This window comes from Streptomyces sp. NPDC044571, assembly GCF_040647115.1.
Taxonomy (GTDB): Bacteria; Actinomycetota; Actinomycetes; order Streptomycetales; family Streptomycetaceae; genus Streptomyces.
This window is the reverse complement of sequence record NZ_JBEZBN010000061.1, coordinates 1-15,611: the sequence shown is the minus strand read 5'-3', so window position 1 is coordinate 15,611 and position 15,611 is coordinate 1. Positions and strand designations below refer to the sequence as shown.

The window sequence follows — 15,611 nt, the reverse complement described above, 5'->3', positions numbered from 1 at the left end:
CCGCATGCCCCGCCGGGCCGTACGGGGGACCCTGCTGCGGGATCAGCGCAGGTAGGCGAGGCCGGGATGCTCGGCCGCGTACCCGTCGAGCAGCCGCCGGGCCACCCTCACGGAGTCCACCAGCGGGTGCAGGGCGAAGGCCTTGACCGCGTCGGCCCGGGAGCCGCTCGCCGCGGCCCGGAGCACGGCCCGCTCGACCGCCTTGACGGACGTGACGAGTCCGACCGCGTGCAGCGGCAGCGGGTCCACGGCCACCGGGTGGGCGCCGTTGGCGTCGACCAGGCAGGGCACCTCGATCACCGCCTCGGCGTCCAGCACGGACAGCGTGGAGCCGTTGCGGACGTTCAGGATCAGCGTGGCCCGCTCGTCTCGGGCGATGGCCCGCATCAGCGCGAGTGCGACCTGCTCGTACCCGCCGGACTCCAGGTCGGCCGCGTCGCGCTCGCCGAGGCCCGCCGCCTCGCGGTTCTCGGCCATGTACGTGGCCTCGCGTTCGTGCCGGGTCCGGTCCCAGGCGGCCAGCGCCGCCCCGGCGGGCTGCCCGGGCCGCGCAGCCTCGGCGTAGAAGCCGCGCTGCTGGTCGCGCAGGAACGCGCCGCGCGTCTGCCCGGCCTCCTGGTAGGCCCGTACGGTGTCGCGGTTGAAGTAGTAGTAGTGCAGGTACTCGTTCGGGACCGCGCCGAGCGAGCGCAGCCATTCGGCGCCGAACAGCCGCCCCTCCTCGAAGGACTCCAGCGCTTCGGTGTCGGCCAGCAGCCGGGGCAGTTCGTCGCGGCCGCCGATGCGCAGCCCGCGGACCCAGCCCAGGTGGTTGAGGCCGACGTAGTCGATCCAGGCCTCCTGCGGGCGGGCTCCCAGCAGCCGGGCGATGCGCCGGCCGAGCCCCACCGGGGAGTCGCAGATCCCGATCACCCGCCCGCCCAGCTCCTCGGCCATCGCCTCGGTGACCAGCCCGGCCGGGTTGGTGAAGTTGATGACCCAGGCCCCGGGGGCCGTACGGGCGATCCTGCGCGCGAGTGCGCGGGCGACGGGCACGGTCCGCAGGCCGTACGCGACTCCGCCCGCGCCCACCGTCTCCTGTCCGAGCACGCCCTGCGCCAGGGCGATCCGCTCGTCCGCGGCGCGCCCGTCCAGGCCGCCGACCCGGATGGCACAGAAGACGAAGTCGGCCTCGCGCAGCGCCTCGTCCAGGTCCCGTGTGGCCGTGACGGCGGGCGGGTCGTCGACCCCGGAGGCGGCCGCCTGGTCGGCGAGCACCCGGGTCATGGCGGTGAGCCGGGCGGGGTCCTCGTCGTACAGGGTCACCCCGGTCACCCGGCCCTCGGCCCGGTCGCCGAGGAGCGCCCCGTACACCAGCGGTACCCGGAATCCGCCTCCGCCGAGGATGGTCAGCCGCACGCCCTTGCCGCCCTTCGTCCTGTCACACCGGTACTCCGCCGTGCCACGACCGGTGCCACGATCCGTGGCATCCGGGTCCGCGGCACGCGGTGTCGGGCTCCAGTGTCCCCTGCCGGGCGCCGGGCGGCGGTCAGTCCACCGGCGAGGGCACGGCGCGGAGCCGGGGTCCCTGGTGGAGCGGGGCGGCGCCGCCGCCGCGGACCGGACCGGTGGGCGCGCCCTGGGGGGCGGAGAGGATCAGGGTGATCCGGGTGAGGCCCATCCCGTCGAGCATGCGGCTGGATTCCGCCACCATCCGGCAGCGCACGAGGCCCCACTGGGGGTCCCAGTGGCGCACCGTCCGCACCGCCCCGTCGTGCTCGGCGGCGTCGGCGCCGTGGGTGGTCAGCCAGTGCGGCACGCCGTAGCGGTAGGCCGCCTCCATGAAGGGGTCGCGGGCCACCTCCTGGCGGATGCTGCGCAGTCCCTCGTCCTCCGGGGCCGCGGCCAGCGCGTTCGCGAACCGGGCCAGCAGCGGTACGCACCAGGCCGGTTCGTGGTCCTCCAGCACGGCCGCGGCGTCCGGGTGGAACAGCACGAAGCGCAGGAAGTTGTCGTCCGGCAGGGCCGTGGGGTGCGGGCGTACCGACTGGAACAGCTTGTCGAACGCCGAGTTGGTCAGGGCCACGTCCCAGCGGTGGTCCACGAGGAAGCTCGGGTAGGGCACGGCCTCCATCAGGGCCGCGTAGTCGCACAGGTAGTCGCGCTGGGCGGGGTCCTCGGGCAGCCGGTTCTCCTCGGCCGCCCGCCAGGTCGGCGGCGGGTCCCGGTCGACCATGACGCGGAACAACCAGAAGCACTGCCGCTCGCTCATCTCCAAGGCCTCGGCCAGGGCGAGCAGTTTGCGGTCGGTCCATTCCTTGACCAGACCGCGTTCCCAGTTCCCGTAAGCACGGACGCTGATGCGCAACCGCGCGGCGAGGTCCTCCTGGCTCAGGCCCAGTTCCTCGCGGCGCTGGCGCAAAATCTCCTTGCGTCGCTCCGACCGCACTGCGCCACGTGCGGGCTCCTCGCCCGCCAGGCGCTCCTCACCGGCTTGGGCGAGGCCATCGGACGGGCCCACCGCTGCGAGATGTGGCACCGAGAGCTCCCCCTCCTCACGGTCTGGATCTTCAATTTCCTCTGGCGATCCTGCTACCGACTTCATTCGAGTGTCAACTATCGTGGCAATTCCAGCCTCTTGACAGCTCATTCGCGCCACAGCTGTGGCAAGTTCTGGCCCTGCGGCGGCGGACCGGCTAGATTCCAAAAGCCGACCATGTGCCCGTACCGACCTCGCCGCGATCTAGGAGAACCACTGGTGACAGACGGCTTCCCGGCTCCCGTCGCGGTGGCCAACGCGCCCCTGGCAGCCACCGTCACGCGCGTCGCCGAACTCGCGGGCAAGTTGGGGTACGACCTGAACAAGGTCTTCGACCTGCGCCGCCTCTCCGAGGCCTCGGGCGTCCCCGCCGACGTGGTCAAGACGCTGCTGGACGGCAGGCCCGCCGGCGAGCCCTGTCTGCAGACCCGCTTCCTCCAGCGCCTCGACCTGCTCCGCCGCACCCGGGTCAAACCCAACGGCCGCCGCTACACGCAGCAGGAGATCGCCGATGGCGCCGGGATGTCCCGACAGCAGGCCGGCGCCCTGATCAACGGCGACCGTCGGCCCACCATGGAGCACTGCGACGCGATCCAGCGCTTCTTCGGCGTCCACGCGGGCTTCCTCACCGCGCACGACGCCGACGCCCTCACCGACGCCCTCCTGCGCACCGAGCAGCAGCTGCTCCAGGACTACGCGGGCCGCACCCGCGAAACCGTACCCGCCCCGGCGGCTTCGGCAGGCGATCCGCTGGCAAGACTTCTCCAGAACCACGGCGTCCGGGGCATCGCCTGGCGCGCCGCCCAACTGCCCAGCGACAAGCACCGGGACAAGGTGACCGAATGGCTGGACATGCTTCTCGAAAGCGTGAAACCGAACGACGAATCCTGACCCAGTCGCGAGTCTGGGTCTGATCCTTGAGTCCTGATCCGGATCCGCGCCGACGGGGAGAACGGTGAGCATAGGCAGAGAGCAGCGCCGGTTGTGCGGCGAACTGGTGGCCGGGCTCCGGCTGACCGCGCCCGTGGAACCCGTGGACCTCTACGCCGCCCTCTGCGAGGGCATGAGCAGACACCGCGGCCGCCGGGTGGACTTCCGGATGGCCTCGTTCCCGCCGGGGACGGCCAGCGGCCTGTGGCTCGACATGGCGGACCGCGACCTGGTGGTCATCGAGGAACGCACCGCGCCGGACCACCAGCTGGTGATCCTCGGCCACGAGCTGTGGCACATGAAGGCCGGCCACTGCAGCCACCACGTCGACGGAGCCGCCGTCGCCGCCCGACTGCTGTCCGACGAGGCCGACCTCGGCGAGACCGTCCGCCGGGTCGCCGCGCGCACCCGTGCCGACGTCCAGGAGGAGACCGAGGCCGAGACGTTCGGTTTACTGCTGGGCAGCCGGTGCCGCACCTGGCTGGCCGGGTCCGCGAGCCACCGGGCGCCCGCACAGCGAGACCAGTTGGCGGGGCGCATCGAGGCCTCGCTCGGATACCGGGGGCACAGGAACGACCGTTGAAAGGCCAGGACTACTACATTCCGGCAGCCGCGATGGCGATCGCGCTCGCCTTCAAGCTGCCCGCCCTGAGGCACAACTGGCGCGATCCGCTGCTGCGTTCCGTCTGCGCCCTGCTGATCCTGGCCGGATCGGTGTTCACCTTCGCCGCTCCCCCGACGATCGGGGCGGTCAACCGCTGGACCGGCGTCAGCAACTTCTCCGCCCCCCTCGTCTACTGCCTGATCACCGCCTTCAGCGCCGCCTGCCTGGTACTGATCGTGAACTGGCGCGGCGGCCCGCCCGAGTTGACCCAGCGCATCTCGCGCCGCTGGATCCTCGGCTACGGCGCGGTCATCGTGGGGCTGATCATCCTCTTCCTGCTCGGTGACGCGCCGGTGGAGCGGCTGCGCGACTTCGACACGTACTACGCCGGCACCCCGTACATGCGCGAGCTGATCGCCCTGTACCTGCTGGCGCACAACGTCGCCGCCGTCGTCATGGTGGCCATGTGCTGGCGCTGGTCGCTCCAGGTACGCGGCTGGCTGCGCACCGGCCTCGTGATCATCGTGCTCGGGTACGTCTTCAACCTCAGTTACGACGCGACCAAGATGACCGCCGTGATCGCCCGTTGGACGGGCCACGACCTCGACTGGCTGAGCACCTTCGCCGCCCCGCCGCTCGCCTCCGCGGGCGCACTGATCAGCGCGATCGGCTTCGTCGTGCCCCTGGTCTGCCAGCGGCTGTCCGACAGCTGGCAGACGTGGACCACCTACCGGCGGCTCGGCGCGCTCTGGCAAGAGGTGCAGATCGCGGCGCCCAGCGGCGTTCCCGCCATCCGGATGGCCTGGTGGTCCCCGGTCGAGCTGAGGATGATCCAGCGCGAGTCGGACATCCATGACGGTTTCCTGCACCTGGGGCCGTACTTCGACAAGCGCCACCACGACGACGCCTACGACCGCGCCCTCACCGACGGGGCGGACGAGGAGACGGCGCGCGCTGTCGCCGACGCGGCGATGGTCGCGGCCGCCGTCCAGGCCCGCTCCGCGGACCCCGAGGGCAAGGTCATCGGAGCCAGCGAGGAGAGCACGCCCGACACCCCAGGCGGGCCGCGCGACCTCGTCCGCATCTCCCACGCCCTGCGGCATTCGCCCGTGGTGGAGGCCGTGCGCCGGCAGGTCGCGCTGCCGAGCTGATCAGCGCCCGGCGACGGCCGGCGCCACCTTCGGGAAGAGGTCCTGGAAGGGTGCGGCGCTGTCGACGCCCTCACGGCCGTACGGGGCGTCGAAGCTCCACACCATGAACAGCAGGAACACGATCAGCGCGCTGAAGAGCCCCGCCAGCAGCAGCTCCCGTCCCGAGCGGCGGATCTGGAGGGTGAAGATCAGCCCCACCGTCACCACCCCGCCGACCAGCAGCCCGAACCACACCACGCTCGGCAGGGTCGACTCGGAGCTCTGCACCCGCGAGTGGCGGGCGTCGTCGGCCGCCGCGATGTGGTCCAGCAGCGGCTGGTAGGTCTGGGCCTGGAGTTCGGTGGCCGGGCTCTGGTGGGTGACGTCGCTGCGCAGCGTGCCGAGGAGCTCGGCGCCCTCGGGAGAGGCGTCCTTGCCGGAGGTCAGCCGGGGCCAGTCCACGGCGACGGTGTGGGAGACGTACGCGTCCACCTCGCCGCGGATCCGGTCGCGAACGGCGGCCGGGTAGACGTCGGCCCGCTGCGAGACCTCGTACAGCGACTGGGCCTCGCGGCGCACGCTGTCCTCGGCGGCACCGCGGGCCTCCCAGACCCCGGCGATGGCCAGGCCCAGCACGATCGCGTAGACCACACCCACCATCATCGTCATGTACTCGATGACGTCAGGGGTTTCGCTGGTGTCCTCGTCGGCTGCGACCCGGCGGTGCCGGATCAGCGTGCAGGCGAGGACGAGGGCGCAGACGAGCACCATGGCGATGGCCAGGACCAGCCATTCGGACACGAGGGATCTCCCGTTGGTGGGTCGGTTCGGATCGTCGGATCTTCGGATCGTCGGTTCGGACGGAACGTGGTGCGCGCGGGCTCAGCCGCGGCTCTTGGAGCGGGGCCGCAGGGCGGCGGCCGCCAGCACGGCCGGGGTGGTGACGACCACCATGAGCATCATGGTGGACAGGCCGTTCGGGCCGCGCCGCTCCAGGGCAGTTGCGCGGTACGGGCGCACGTGGAAGGCGCTCACGGGCACGGCCACGGCTGCGATCCGGGGCGGAGCCGGGCTCTTCCCGGGCACCGGCCCTGCCCCCTCCGCGGCAGCCGCCGCGGGCGCCGGGGGCCCCACCTGCCCGGCCCTCGCCTCCGCCGGCGGCCGCACGGGCTCCGGCCGCGGCGGTTCGGCCACGGGAACCGGAGCCGGCCCCCGCCCGGGGTGGTGCACGGTCGGCCGGGCGGCGCCGGGCAGGAGGGCCCGTACCGGCGGTCGCGGCGAGGGCCGTACCACGGGCGGGGAGGGCTCGGCGGCGGGCGCGGAAGGCTCCGCGGCGGGCGGCCGCGGCTGCGCGCTCGGCACGCACGCGTCCGCGCGGGCGCCGTCCTCGTCGCCGTCCTCGTAGCCGTAGCCGTAGCCGTAGCCGCCGGGAGCGTCGCCATGGCTGTGGCCACCCGGGTGGTCGGGGCGGTGGCCGTCGTCCGCGACCGCCACCTGGGCGTGCAGTGGGCTGAGCGCCGCCACCAGGCCCGCCCCGGCGAAGTACTGCCAAGCGGTCACCGCGCGTCCTTCCGTTCCGCAGCCGTTGTGAGGTGTCGGCTGAAGAAACGATCACGGGACCGCTTCGATACGCTGCAGACGCGTCAAGATCTCCGGCGGAGGAATTACTTCAGGCCATCGGCGGCAGAAACCCGCCCGGGGACCTCGACACCGCCGTCCGGGAGCGCATCCGCGAGGATCCGCAGCGCCGCCTCCGACGGCGAGCCCGCCTCCGCGGTATAGGTGATCAGCGACTGGTCGGGGTCGTCCGGCAGGTTCAGGCTCTCGTAGGCGAGGGTCAGCTCGCCGACCACCGGATGCCTCAGGTGGTATCCGCCGTGGCTCTTGAGCCGGACCTCCTGCCGGGCCCAGAGGCCGGCGAACTCCGGGCTCCGCGCGCGCAGTTCCTCGATCAGCGCGGTGAACCGCCCGTCGTAGGGGTGGCGTCCGCGGTCCAGCCGGAGGTAGGCGACCAAGTCCCGTGCCTTGGCCTCCCAGTTGACGTACCGACCGCGTACCCCGGGGTCCAGGAAGACCAGCCGGGCCTTGTTGCGCTGCTCCGGGGCCAGTGCGCCGAAATCGGTGATCAGGGCGGCGAAGAGCGGGTTCCAGGCGAGGATGTCGGTGCGCCGGCCGATGACGAACGCCGGGGTCTGCGGGATCGACTCCAGCAGCCTGCGCAAGCCCGGTCGGACCTCCTGCACCGCCGCGCCCCCGCCGTCATCGCCGTCCCCGGCAGTGGGCTGTGCGCCCCGTCCCGCGGTGCGCACCAGCCGGGTCAGGTGGGCGGTCTCGGTGGCGTCCAGGCGCAGGGCGCTCGCCACGGCCCCGAGGACGGCGTCGGAGACGTTCTCCGCGCGGCCCTGCTCGAAGCGGGTGTAGTAGTCCACGCTCACCCCGGCGAGCTGCGCGAGCTCCTCGCGGCGCAGGCCCGGCACCCGGCGGCGGCCGCCCAGGAAGGGCAGGCCCGAGTCCTCGGGGCGGATCCGGGCGCGCCGGGACCGCAGGAAGTCGCCGAGTTCCGCTTTCGGGCGTGTGGCTGTCATATCCGCGATCTTAAAGGGCCCGGACACCCCGGGCGGAAGTCTTCCTCAGCCGAGGGAAAGGGCCGGTCCGGTGACCATGAGCCCGAGGTCGCGGCCCGCGTAGGCGAAGAACGCGAAGATCACCAGGGCGGCGCCGCCGAGGGCGAGGTCCTTGAAGAACTGGCCCTGCTCCGTCATCTTCGCCTGCGGGTCCTTCTCGGCCCAGAAGCCGTGCATCAGCACGGCCGCCGAGAAGCAGAAGGCGGCGAGGACGAGCGCCCCGATATCGGCCCACAGACCGACGGCCACGCTGACCGCACCGACCCCGAGAGCCACTCCGCTGGCGAAGACTGCGGCGGTGGCGAAGGGAACCCCGCGCGAGGCCGTGTATCCGGCCATGCTCTTGGTGTGGGTCAGGTGGTTCAGCGCGGATGCCGCGAAGAGGCATACGAACAGGAGGCGGCCGATCAGCACGATCACATCCATGACGACCTCCGAGGAGAAGCAGGCCGGCCGTGTACGCGGCGCCTGCCCGAGCGGGGGCCGTTCACTCACCCCGCTCAGGCGGTCCGGGCGATAGGCCGAAGGGGCGCGACCTCGGCAGGTCGCGCCCCTCTCGGAGTCGGGCCGGTGCGCCCGGGCTGTACGGCCCGGCGGCGGGGGTCAGCCCGCCTCGGAACCGCCGAAGCGCTCGCGGTAGGACTCCAGGTCCTCCTCGGTGATCTTCGCGAAGAGCACCGGCGGCACGGTGAACGGCGTCCCCGCCGGGACGGCGTCCAGCGAGCGGGCCTGCTCCGGGGTCACCCACGCCGCGGTGTCGTCGGCGAGCGCGAACGCGGAGCGCATGGCGCGCGCCGAGGCCGGGATGAACGGCTCGGAGACCACCGAGTAGAGGTGGATGAGGTTCATCGCGGTGCGCAGGGTGAGGGCCGCGCCCTCCGGGTCGGTCTTGATCTCCAGCCAGGGGGCCTTCTCCTCCAGGTAGGAGTTTCCGGCCGACCACAGTGCGCGCAGGGCGGCCGCCGCCTTGCGGAACTGGGTGGTCTCCATGTGGCCCTCGTACTCGGCCAGCAGCTCGGCGATCTGCTCCCCGAGCCGGGTCTCGGCCTCGCCGGCCGCCGTGCCCGCCGGGACCTCGTCGCCGAAGCGCTTGCGGGAGAAGGAGAGCACGCGGTTGACGAAGTTGCCGAGGGTGTCGGCGAGGTCCTTGTTGACCGTGGCGGTGAAGTGCTCCCACGTGAAGGACGAGTCGTCGGACTCGGGAGCGTTGGCGATGAGGAAGTAGCGCCAGTAGTCGGCGGGGAGGATCTCCAGCGCCTGGTCGGTGAAGACGCCGCGCTTCTGCGAGGTGGAGAACTTCCCGCCGTAGTACGTCAGCCAGTTGAAGGCCTTGACGTAGTCGACCTTCTTCCACGGCTCGCGGGTGCCGAGCTCGGTGGCCGGGAACATCACCGTGTGGAACGGGACGTTGTCCTTGGCCATGAACTGCGTGTAGCGGACGTCCTCGGCCTCGTACCACCACGACTTCCAGTCGCGGGTGGCCGGGTCCAGGTCCGACCACTCCTTGGTCGAGCCGATGTACTCGACGGGGGCGTCGAACCAGACGTAGAAGACCTTGCCCTCGGCGGCCAGGTCGGGCCAGGTGTCGGCCGGGACCGGGACACCCCAGTCGAGGTCGCGGGTGATCGCGCGGTCGTGCAGGCCCTCGGTCAGCCACTTGCGGGCGATGGAGGACGCCAGCTGGGGCCACTCCTCCTCGTGCTGCGCGACCCAGGCCTCGACCTCGTGCTGGAGCTTGGACTGCAGGAGGAACAGGTGCTTGGTCTCGCGGACCTCCAGCTCGGTGGAGCCGGAGATCGCCGAGCGGGGCTCGATCAGGTCGGTGGGGTCCAGGACGCGGGTGCAGTTCTCGCACTGGTCGCCGCGGGCCTTGTCGTAGCCGCAGTGCGGGCAGGTGCCCTCGACGTAGCGGTCCGGCAGGAAGCGGCCGTCGACCGGCGAGTAGACCTGCCGGATCGCGCGCTCCTCGATGAAGCCGTTCTCCTGGAGCCGGCGCGCGAAGCGCTGGGTGATCTCGCGGTTCTGCGCGGAGGAGCTGCGGCCGAAGTAGTCGAAGGACAGCTCGAAGCCGTCGTAGACCGCCTTCTGGGCCTCGTGGGCCTGCGCACAGAACTCGGCGACCGTGAGGCCGGCTTCCTTGGCGGCGAGCTCGGCCGGGGTGCCGTGCTCGTCGGTGGCGCAGATGTAGAGCACGTCGTGGCCGCGCTGGCGGAGGTACCGGGCGTACACGTCCGCCGGAAGCATCGACCCGACCATGTTGCCCAGGTGCTTGATCCCGTTGATGTACGGAAGCGCGCTGGTGATCAGGTGTCGAGCCATCCTCGGATGCTCCATTCGTTGCATTATGCGGATTTGTGCGGTGGCAAACGTGCCGTGACGGATTGTGATCCGGTTCATCGTATCGAACCGCCGAAAGGCCCCGCGCCGCATTTCTGTGGGTGGGCGTCACGCAAAAGCGAGGGAAGTGACCTCTGCGTCACGGCCCTCGCTCCGGGTCATGGTACGTCACCCGGCGTGTGCCCCGTTCGGTGCCCCGGGAGGCGCGACCGGCCGGTGCATGGCCTCCCCGCTTGGCGAGGGCATATGCGTTTGCGCTGGTTGGAGCCGCGTGCGGTCGAAGTCTGTCACGAGTCGATCATCACCGACCGTAATCCTCCAGGTTTCTTCTCCGCGCCCCCCGAGTGCGCCCGGACTGCCAGGCTGAGCCGCGTACAGGGGATGAGGTGGAACGGTGAGCGATGGCGGACCAGAGGAGTCCGGTGGGGCTGTGGGACTGCCCAGCCGACGGCAGCGGCCGACACCCATGAGCCAGTGGGACCCGACCGCACGGTTGTCGTACTGGGCCTTCCACACCAACCGGCGGCCCTCGTACATGCGCTTCGCGTATTTGCAGCTCGGATCCGACGCGGCGGCCGAAGCCGCGGTGGACGCCACCTTCGACTCGATCATGAACGAGTGGCTACGCATGCTCCATATGGACCGCCTCGACGCCTATGCCTGGACCATCCTCAAGCAGCGGCTGGTCGACCGGCAGCACCTGCGCAGCCCGTGGCCGGAGCCCATGGACATCAGCGCCTTCGAGGCCGCGCTCAAGGAGGCCAATGCCGACCAGTACGAGGTCCTGACCGACACCATCCGCTTCTACTCGGCCGTCTCCCGGCTCGCCGAGCGCCAGCGCGACGCCGTGCTGCTGCGCTACGGGCTCCAGTGCACGCCGGGCGAGGCCGCCGCCGTCATGGGCGTCGACGAGGCCACGGTCCGCTCGCAGCTGGGCCAGGCCCACCGCCGGCTCGCCCGCCTGCTCGACACCCCTGCCGAATCATGAGGCGGCGGGAGGGCAAGGAAGAGCGCGGCGGCGACGCCACCCGCCGCTCGCTGGCCGAGTTCCTGGCCCGGGCGAGCGTCCGGGACCGCTACCCGCACTACGACCTGGGCGCGGCCGAGGCGCGGCTGCTGCGCACCCCCCGCATGGGCGGCTGGGCGGCCCGCACCCGGCGGCGGGCCTACGGGTGGAGCGACCCGGTGCGGGACTGCCCGCTCGACTCGGAACGGGCCCGCCGCGACCTGAAGGCCGCCTGTCTGGCGGCGGTGTGCGCGCCGAGGGCGGAGGCGCAGCTCGAAGCGTTCCTCGCCGGGGGGCCGACCGATCTGGGCGGCGCCCTGGTCTTCGGGTGTCTGCTGCACCTGGCCGGGCTGCGCGAGGGTGCCCGGTTCTGGTGGCAGTTCGCCGCCGGTTCCGGGACGGCCCGGACGGTGGTGGCCGCGTACTGCCTCTTCCTGGACCACTCCCGGCGCGGGGAGCACCACGACGCCCGGGTCTGGGCGCGTGAGCTGGGCCGCCGCGGGTTCCGGCCCGGGGGCCGGCGCGAATTGCGGGAGGTCCGGCTGTGCGCCCAGGCGGCCGTGTTGCGCTACGTCGACCAGCTCGACGATCCCGATCTGGGCCCGGTGCCGATGCCCCGGCCCGGGCTGACCTCCGTCCTGGCGGCGTTCCGGTCGCCGCCCCGGATGCAGCCGCAGCCGCCGCGGCCGGTCGCCGGGCCGCGGCGGCGGCCGCGGCTCGCGGCGGCCTCCCGGGGTCGCGCCCCGCAGGGCGGCACGAGCGAGGCCATGGCGGAGGCCCGGCGGGCCCTGGCCGTCGTACGCGTCCTGGAGAAGCACCCGCTGGGGGTCCGCCTCGGCCAGCTCGGGCGGGAGTCCGGGCTCGCCGAGGCGGAGCTGCAGCCGGTGCTGGCGATGCTGTGCGAGGAGGAGTACGCGTACCGACCGGGCGCCGGCGTGTACGCGCGCGGGCCCGCGCTGGACCGGCTCGCCACCCCGGGCGGCAGCGGTCTGGCGGGCCAGCTCCAGCGGACCCTGGCCCTGGCCCGGGACAGTGCGGGCGCCGCGGTGTACCTGAGCCGGTACGCCGACGGCGAGGTCCGGATCACCCAGATGGCCGACGGGCCCGGGGCGCCGCCCGTCCAGGAGTGGGTGGACTTCAGGGCGGCCGCGCATGCCAGCGCCGTCGGCAAGTGCCTGCTGACCCAGCTCGACCACGACCGCCGGCGCGACCACGTGGCCCGGCACCGGCCTGCGCGGCTCACCCCACAGACGATCACCGACAGCCGGGTCCTGTTCACCGCCCTGGACGCGGTGGCTCCGGGCGCGCCCGTCTTCGACCTGCGCGAGTACTCCCCGGGCGTGGTCTGCTCGGCGGTCCCGATCGCCACCGGCGACGCGGCCGGCAGCCTGGCGCTCTCCCTCCCGGCGTCCCATGCGCACCGGCTGCACGAGGCGACGGATGCCCTGCGCCGCAAGGCCGTTCCGGTACTGCTGGCCCTGCTCCTGTCGGGGGCGATCCCGCCGGACGCGCCGGATGCCGCGGATGCCCCGGCGGCGGCGCCGGAGCCCGCGCCGGCCCCGACCGGCATCAGTGCGGAGACCCTGCGGCACTTCCGCCACGTGTTCCGGACCGCGCTGCCCCGGCAGACCCGCGGGGCGGCCGCCCCGGCCGGCCCGCACCTGGTCAGCGACACCGCCGCGGCGGCGGCGTACCTGTTCGAGGCTTTCCCGGACACCGACCCGCCGCGGCTGGCCCTGCCCCACACCTTCGCCCCGCTCACCCCGGGCAGCCTGCCGGCCGCCGAAGGGCTGGTGGTCCTGAGCACCACCTGACGCGCGCGGGCCGCGGGGGGGGGCGGGGGCGAGAACCCCCGCCCAGGGCGGGTAGGCGGGTCCACCCCGCCCGCCGCCGGCTCCGCCACGGGTTCACCCCGCCCGGGTGAGCCGGTCCGCCCCCGACAGCACGGCCGCCGCCAAGGCCTCCGCCGCGGCGGACGACCGCCGACCGCGCAGCAGGGCGAACTCCACCGCGCCCAGCTCCGGCAGCCCGCCGACCCGTACCAGCCCCGGCGGGATCAGCCCGCGCGTATGGGCCATCACGCCCAGCCCGGCCCGGGCCGCGGCGACCAGCCCGCTGAGGCTGCCGCTGGTGCAGGCGATCCGCCAGGGCCGCCCCTCGCGTTCCAGCACTTCCAGTGCCCGGGCCCGGGTGATCCCCGGCGGCGGGAAGAGGATCAGCGGTACCGGGCGGTCCGGGTCCACCCGCAGGCCCTCCGCCCCGATCCAGACCATCCGGTCCCGCCAGACCAGCCGGCCGCGCTCGTCGCCCGGCCCGCGCCGCTTCGCCAGCACCAGGTCGAGCCGTCCCGCGTCCAGGCGTTCGTGCAGGGTCCCGGACAGCTCCACCGACAGCTCCAGGTCCACTTCGGGGTGCTCGTGCCGGAAGCCCTCCAGGATCTCCGGCAGCCGGGTCAGCACGAAGTCCTCCGACGCCCCGAACCGCAGCCGGCCGCGCAACCGCGTCCCGGCGAAGAAGGCCGCCGCCCGCTCGTGCGCTTCCAGGATGGTCCGCGCGAAGCCGAGCAGCGCCTCGCCGTCCTCGGTGAGTTCCACGCTGTGGGTGTCCCGGAGGAAGAGCGGCCGCCCGGTCGCCTCCTCCAGCCGCCGGACGTGCTGGCTGACCGTGGACTGCCGTACGCCGAGCCGCCCGGCGGCCTGGGTGAAGCTCAGCGTCTGGGCCACCGTGAGGAACGTACGCAGCTGGACGGGGTCGTACACGCATCCCAGCTTATTGCGGAACGTGATGGCAGTGAGTGCAGTATGCGGGTTTCCCGATCACCGGGGGCCCGCCGACGATGGGAGCAGTACCCCCGCCCGCCCGCACGACAGCAAATGAGCCTCCGCACATGCGCCGCCCGTCCCTCCCCACCGTGCTGACCTTGGACCCGTACGTCCTGGCCCTGCTCGGCACCGTCGGCCTCGCCGCCCTGCTCCCCGCGCGCGGGACGGCCGCCACCGTGTCCGGGGGCGCCGCCACGGCGGCCGTGGCCCTGCTCTTCTTCCTCTACGGCGCCCGGCTCTCCACCCGGGAGGCCCTCGACGGACTGCGCCACTGGCGGCTCCACCTGACCGTGCTGGGCTGCACCTTCCTGCTGTTCCCGGCGCTCGGCCTGGCGACCGGGTGGCTGGTCCCCACCCTGCTGACGCCCCCGCTGCAGAGCGGGCTGCTCTTCCTCTGCCTGGTTCCCTCGACCATCCAGTCCTCCATTGCCTTCACCTCGATCGCCCGTGGCAACGTGCCCGCCGCGATCTGCGCCGGCTCCTTCTCCAGCCTCGCCGGGATCGTCCTGACCCCGCTGCTCGCCGCCGGGCTGCTCGGCGGCAGCGCGGGCGGTTTCTCCCCCGACTCCCTCGTCAAGATCGTCCTGCAGCTCCTGCTGCCCTTCCTCCTGGGCCAGGTCCTGCGCCCGTGGGTCGGCGGATTCCTCGTCCGCCACAAGAAGGTGCTCGGCCGCGTCGACCGCGGTTCGATCCTGCTCGTCGTCTACACCGCCTTCAGCGCGGGCCTGGCCGCGGGCATCTGGCACCAGGTCAGCCTTCCGCGGCTGGGCGCCCTGTTGATGGTGGAGGCCGCGCTCCTCACGGTGATGCTGCTGGTCACCTGGTACGGGGCGGGGCGCCTCGGCTTCGGCCGCGAGGACCGCATCGCCATCCAGTTCGCCGGGTCCAAGAAGAGCCTGGCGGCCGGACTCCCCATGGCCGGCGTGCTGTTCGGCGCGCAGGCGAGCCTCGCGGTGCTGCCGCTGATGCTGTTCCACCAGATGCAGCTGATGGTGTGCGCGGTGCTGGCGCGGCGCCGCGCACAGGATGCCGCGCCCGGCTCCGGGGCCGAACTCGGCCCCGGGCATGTGGTGGAGGTCTCGCCCGGGTCCCAACACCCTGCCCTGCGGGCCCGGTAACGTGCGGCGGTGACCTGGATACGCCCGCTCGCCGCCCATGCCGAACGCCCCTGCACCCTGGTGGTGTGCCGTGGGTGCTGTTGCGGAGACCCCCGCAAGAACCCCGGCACCGACCATGCGGGCCAACTGGCCCGGCTGCGCGAGGCCGCGGCGGCTTCCGGGGGCCGGCTGGCGGTCCGTACGAGCGACTGCCTCGGCCCGTGCGCGCAGGCCAACGTCATCGTGGTCCAGCCCACCAGCGAGGCCCGTCGGCGGGGTGCCCGCGCGGCCTGGTTCGGCTGGGCGCTGGACGACACTGCCACGGACGAGGTCATCGCCTGGGCGGAATCCGGCGGCCCGGGCGTCACCCCCGTCCCGCCGACGCTGGACCTCCACCGCATCGACCCCCCGGACCCCAAGCCGGCCCCCACCCGCCGCGGCCGCCGCCGCTAGATGAATGAGTCCGATGTCTGTGCTGGTCGCGACCATGGCGAAGGGCGCCCGTTGGTCAGTGTGTGAAGACAAACCTGGACGCCCTTCTGG

General features: G+C 72.9%; 14 protein-coding genes and 1 pseudogene. 7 read left to right on the top strand and 8 right to left on the bottom strand.

Annotated features, from left to right (window positions below; genetic code table 11):
* Nucleotides 1-42: 42 nt before the first annotated feature.
* On the bottom strand, nucleotides 43-1,398 hold the full coding sequence (locus AB0B01_RS26120; protein ID WP_361723764.1) for a 6-phospho-beta-glucosidase: 1,356 nt from the start codon (nucleotides 1,396-1,398) through the stop codon (nucleotides 43-45).
* Between the two features lie 130 nt (nucleotides 1,399-1,528).
* The gene (locus tag AB0B01_RS26115) at nucleotides 1,529-2,518 is read right to left on the bottom strand and encodes a helix-turn-helix domain-containing protein (protein ID WP_361723761.1); all 990 of its coding nucleotides are present in this window, start codon (nucleotides 2,516-2,518) and stop codon (nucleotides 1,529-1,531) included.
* Nucleotides 2,519-2,737: 219 nt separating this feature from the next.
* On the opposite strand from AB0B01_RS26115, the gene AB0B01_RS26110 reads away from it, so the two are divergent.
* From AB0B01_RS26110 to AB0B01_RS26100, 3 genes are all read left to right on the top strand, one after another.
* Nucleotides 2,738-3,409 (top strand): helix-turn-helix transcriptional regulator, encoded by a 672-nt coding sequence (locus tag AB0B01_RS26110; protein ID WP_356846284.1) that lies wholly within the window; start codon nucleotides 2,738-2,740, stop codon nucleotides 3,407-3,409.
* Between the two features lie 64 nt (nucleotides 3,410-3,473).
* Complete coding sequence (locus AB0B01_RS26105) at nucleotides 3,474-4,031, top strand: toxin-antitoxin system, toxin component (RefSeq protein ID WP_361723758.1); 558 nt, start codon at nucleotides 3,474-3,476, stop codon at nucleotides 4,029-4,031.
* Nucleotides 4,028-5,203, top strand: a complete 1,176-nt coding sequence (locus AB0B01_RS26100; RefSeq protein ID WP_361723755.1) for an MAB_1171c family putative transporter — start codon at nucleotides 4,028-4,030, stop codon at nucleotides 5,201-5,203. Before AB0B01_RS26105 ends, AB0B01_RS26100 begins: the two co-directional genes overlap by 4 nt.
* Here AB0B01_RS26100 and AB0B01_RS26095 read toward each other — a convergent pair whose 3' ends face one another.
* The 5 genes from AB0B01_RS26095 to metG all read right to left on the bottom strand — a co-directional run bounded on the left by AB0B01_RS26095 (nucleotide 5,204) and on the right by metG (nucleotide 10,125).
* The gene (locus tag AB0B01_RS26095; RefSeq protein ID WP_361723752.1) at nucleotides 5,204-5,983 is read right to left on the bottom strand and encodes a hypothetical protein; all 780 of its coding nucleotides are present in this window, start codon (nucleotides 5,981-5,983) and stop codon (nucleotides 5,204-5,206) included.
* Between the two features lie 81 nt (nucleotides 5,984-6,064).
* Nucleotides 6,065-6,742, bottom strand: coding sequence for a hypothetical protein (locus tag AB0B01_RS26090; RefSeq protein WP_361723749.1), 678 nt, complete (start codon nucleotides 6,740-6,742; stop codon nucleotides 6,065-6,067).
* 104 nt (nucleotides 6,743-6,846) lie between these two features.
* The gene (locus AB0B01_RS26085; RefSeq protein ID WP_361723746.1) at nucleotides 6,847-7,767 is read right to left on the bottom strand and encodes a helix-turn-helix transcriptional regulator; all 921 of its coding nucleotides are present in this window, start codon (nucleotides 7,765-7,767) and stop codon (nucleotides 6,847-6,849) included.
* Between the two features lie 45 nt (nucleotides 7,768-7,812).
* On the bottom strand, nucleotides 7,813-8,232 hold the full coding sequence (locus tag AB0B01_RS26080) for a DoxX family protein (RefSeq protein WP_361723743.1): 420 nt from the start codon (nucleotides 8,230-8,232) through the stop codon (nucleotides 7,813-7,815).
* A gap of 177 nt (nucleotides 8,233-8,409) precedes the next feature.
* The gene (metG, locus tag AB0B01_RS26075; RefSeq protein WP_361723740.1) at nucleotides 8,410-10,125 is read right to left on the bottom strand and encodes a methionine--tRNA ligase; all 1,716 of its coding nucleotides are present in this window, start codon (nucleotides 10,123-10,125) and stop codon (nucleotides 8,410-8,412) included.
* Between the two features lie 484 nt (nucleotides 10,126-10,609).
* Between metG and AB0B01_RS26070 the strand changes: the two genes are divergently transcribed.
* Nucleotides 10,610-11,131 carry a sigma factor-like helix-turn-helix DNA-binding protein gene (locus AB0B01_RS26070; RefSeq protein WP_361723737.1) on the top strand — a complete coding sequence of 174 codons (522 nt, stop codon included), beginning with the start codon at nucleotides 10,610-10,612 and terminating at the stop codon, nucleotides 11,129-11,131.
* Nucleotides 11,132-11,916: 785 nt separating this feature from the next.
* Nucleotides 11,917-12,636 (top strand): annotated as a pseudogene (locus tag AB0B01_RS26065) (IclR family transcriptional regulator C-terminal domain-containing protein); the annotation flags it as partial.
* A gap of 420 nt (nucleotides 12,637-13,056) precedes the next feature.
* On the opposite strand, the gene AB0B01_RS26060 reads toward AB0B01_RS26065, so the two are convergent.
* Entirely contained in the window at nucleotides 13,057-13,908 is an 852-nt protein-coding gene (locus AB0B01_RS26060) for a LysR substrate-binding domain-containing protein (protein WP_361723734.1), read from the bottom strand.
* Between the two features lie 128 nt (nucleotides 13,909-14,036).
* On the opposite strand from AB0B01_RS26060, the gene AB0B01_RS26055 reads away from it, so the two are divergent.
* Entirely contained in the window at nucleotides 14,037-15,089 is a 1,053-nt protein-coding gene (locus tag AB0B01_RS26055; protein WP_361723731.1) for a bile acid:sodium symporter family protein, read from the top strand.
* Nucleotides 15,090-15,098: 9 nt separating this feature from the next.
* Nucleotides 15,099-15,521 (top strand): (2Fe-2S) ferredoxin domain-containing protein, encoded by a 423-nt coding sequence (locus tag AB0B01_RS26050; RefSeq protein ID WP_356846295.1) that lies wholly within the window; start codon nucleotides 15,099-15,101, stop codon nucleotides 15,519-15,521.
* Nucleotides 15,522-15,611: the final 90 nt, after the last annotated feature.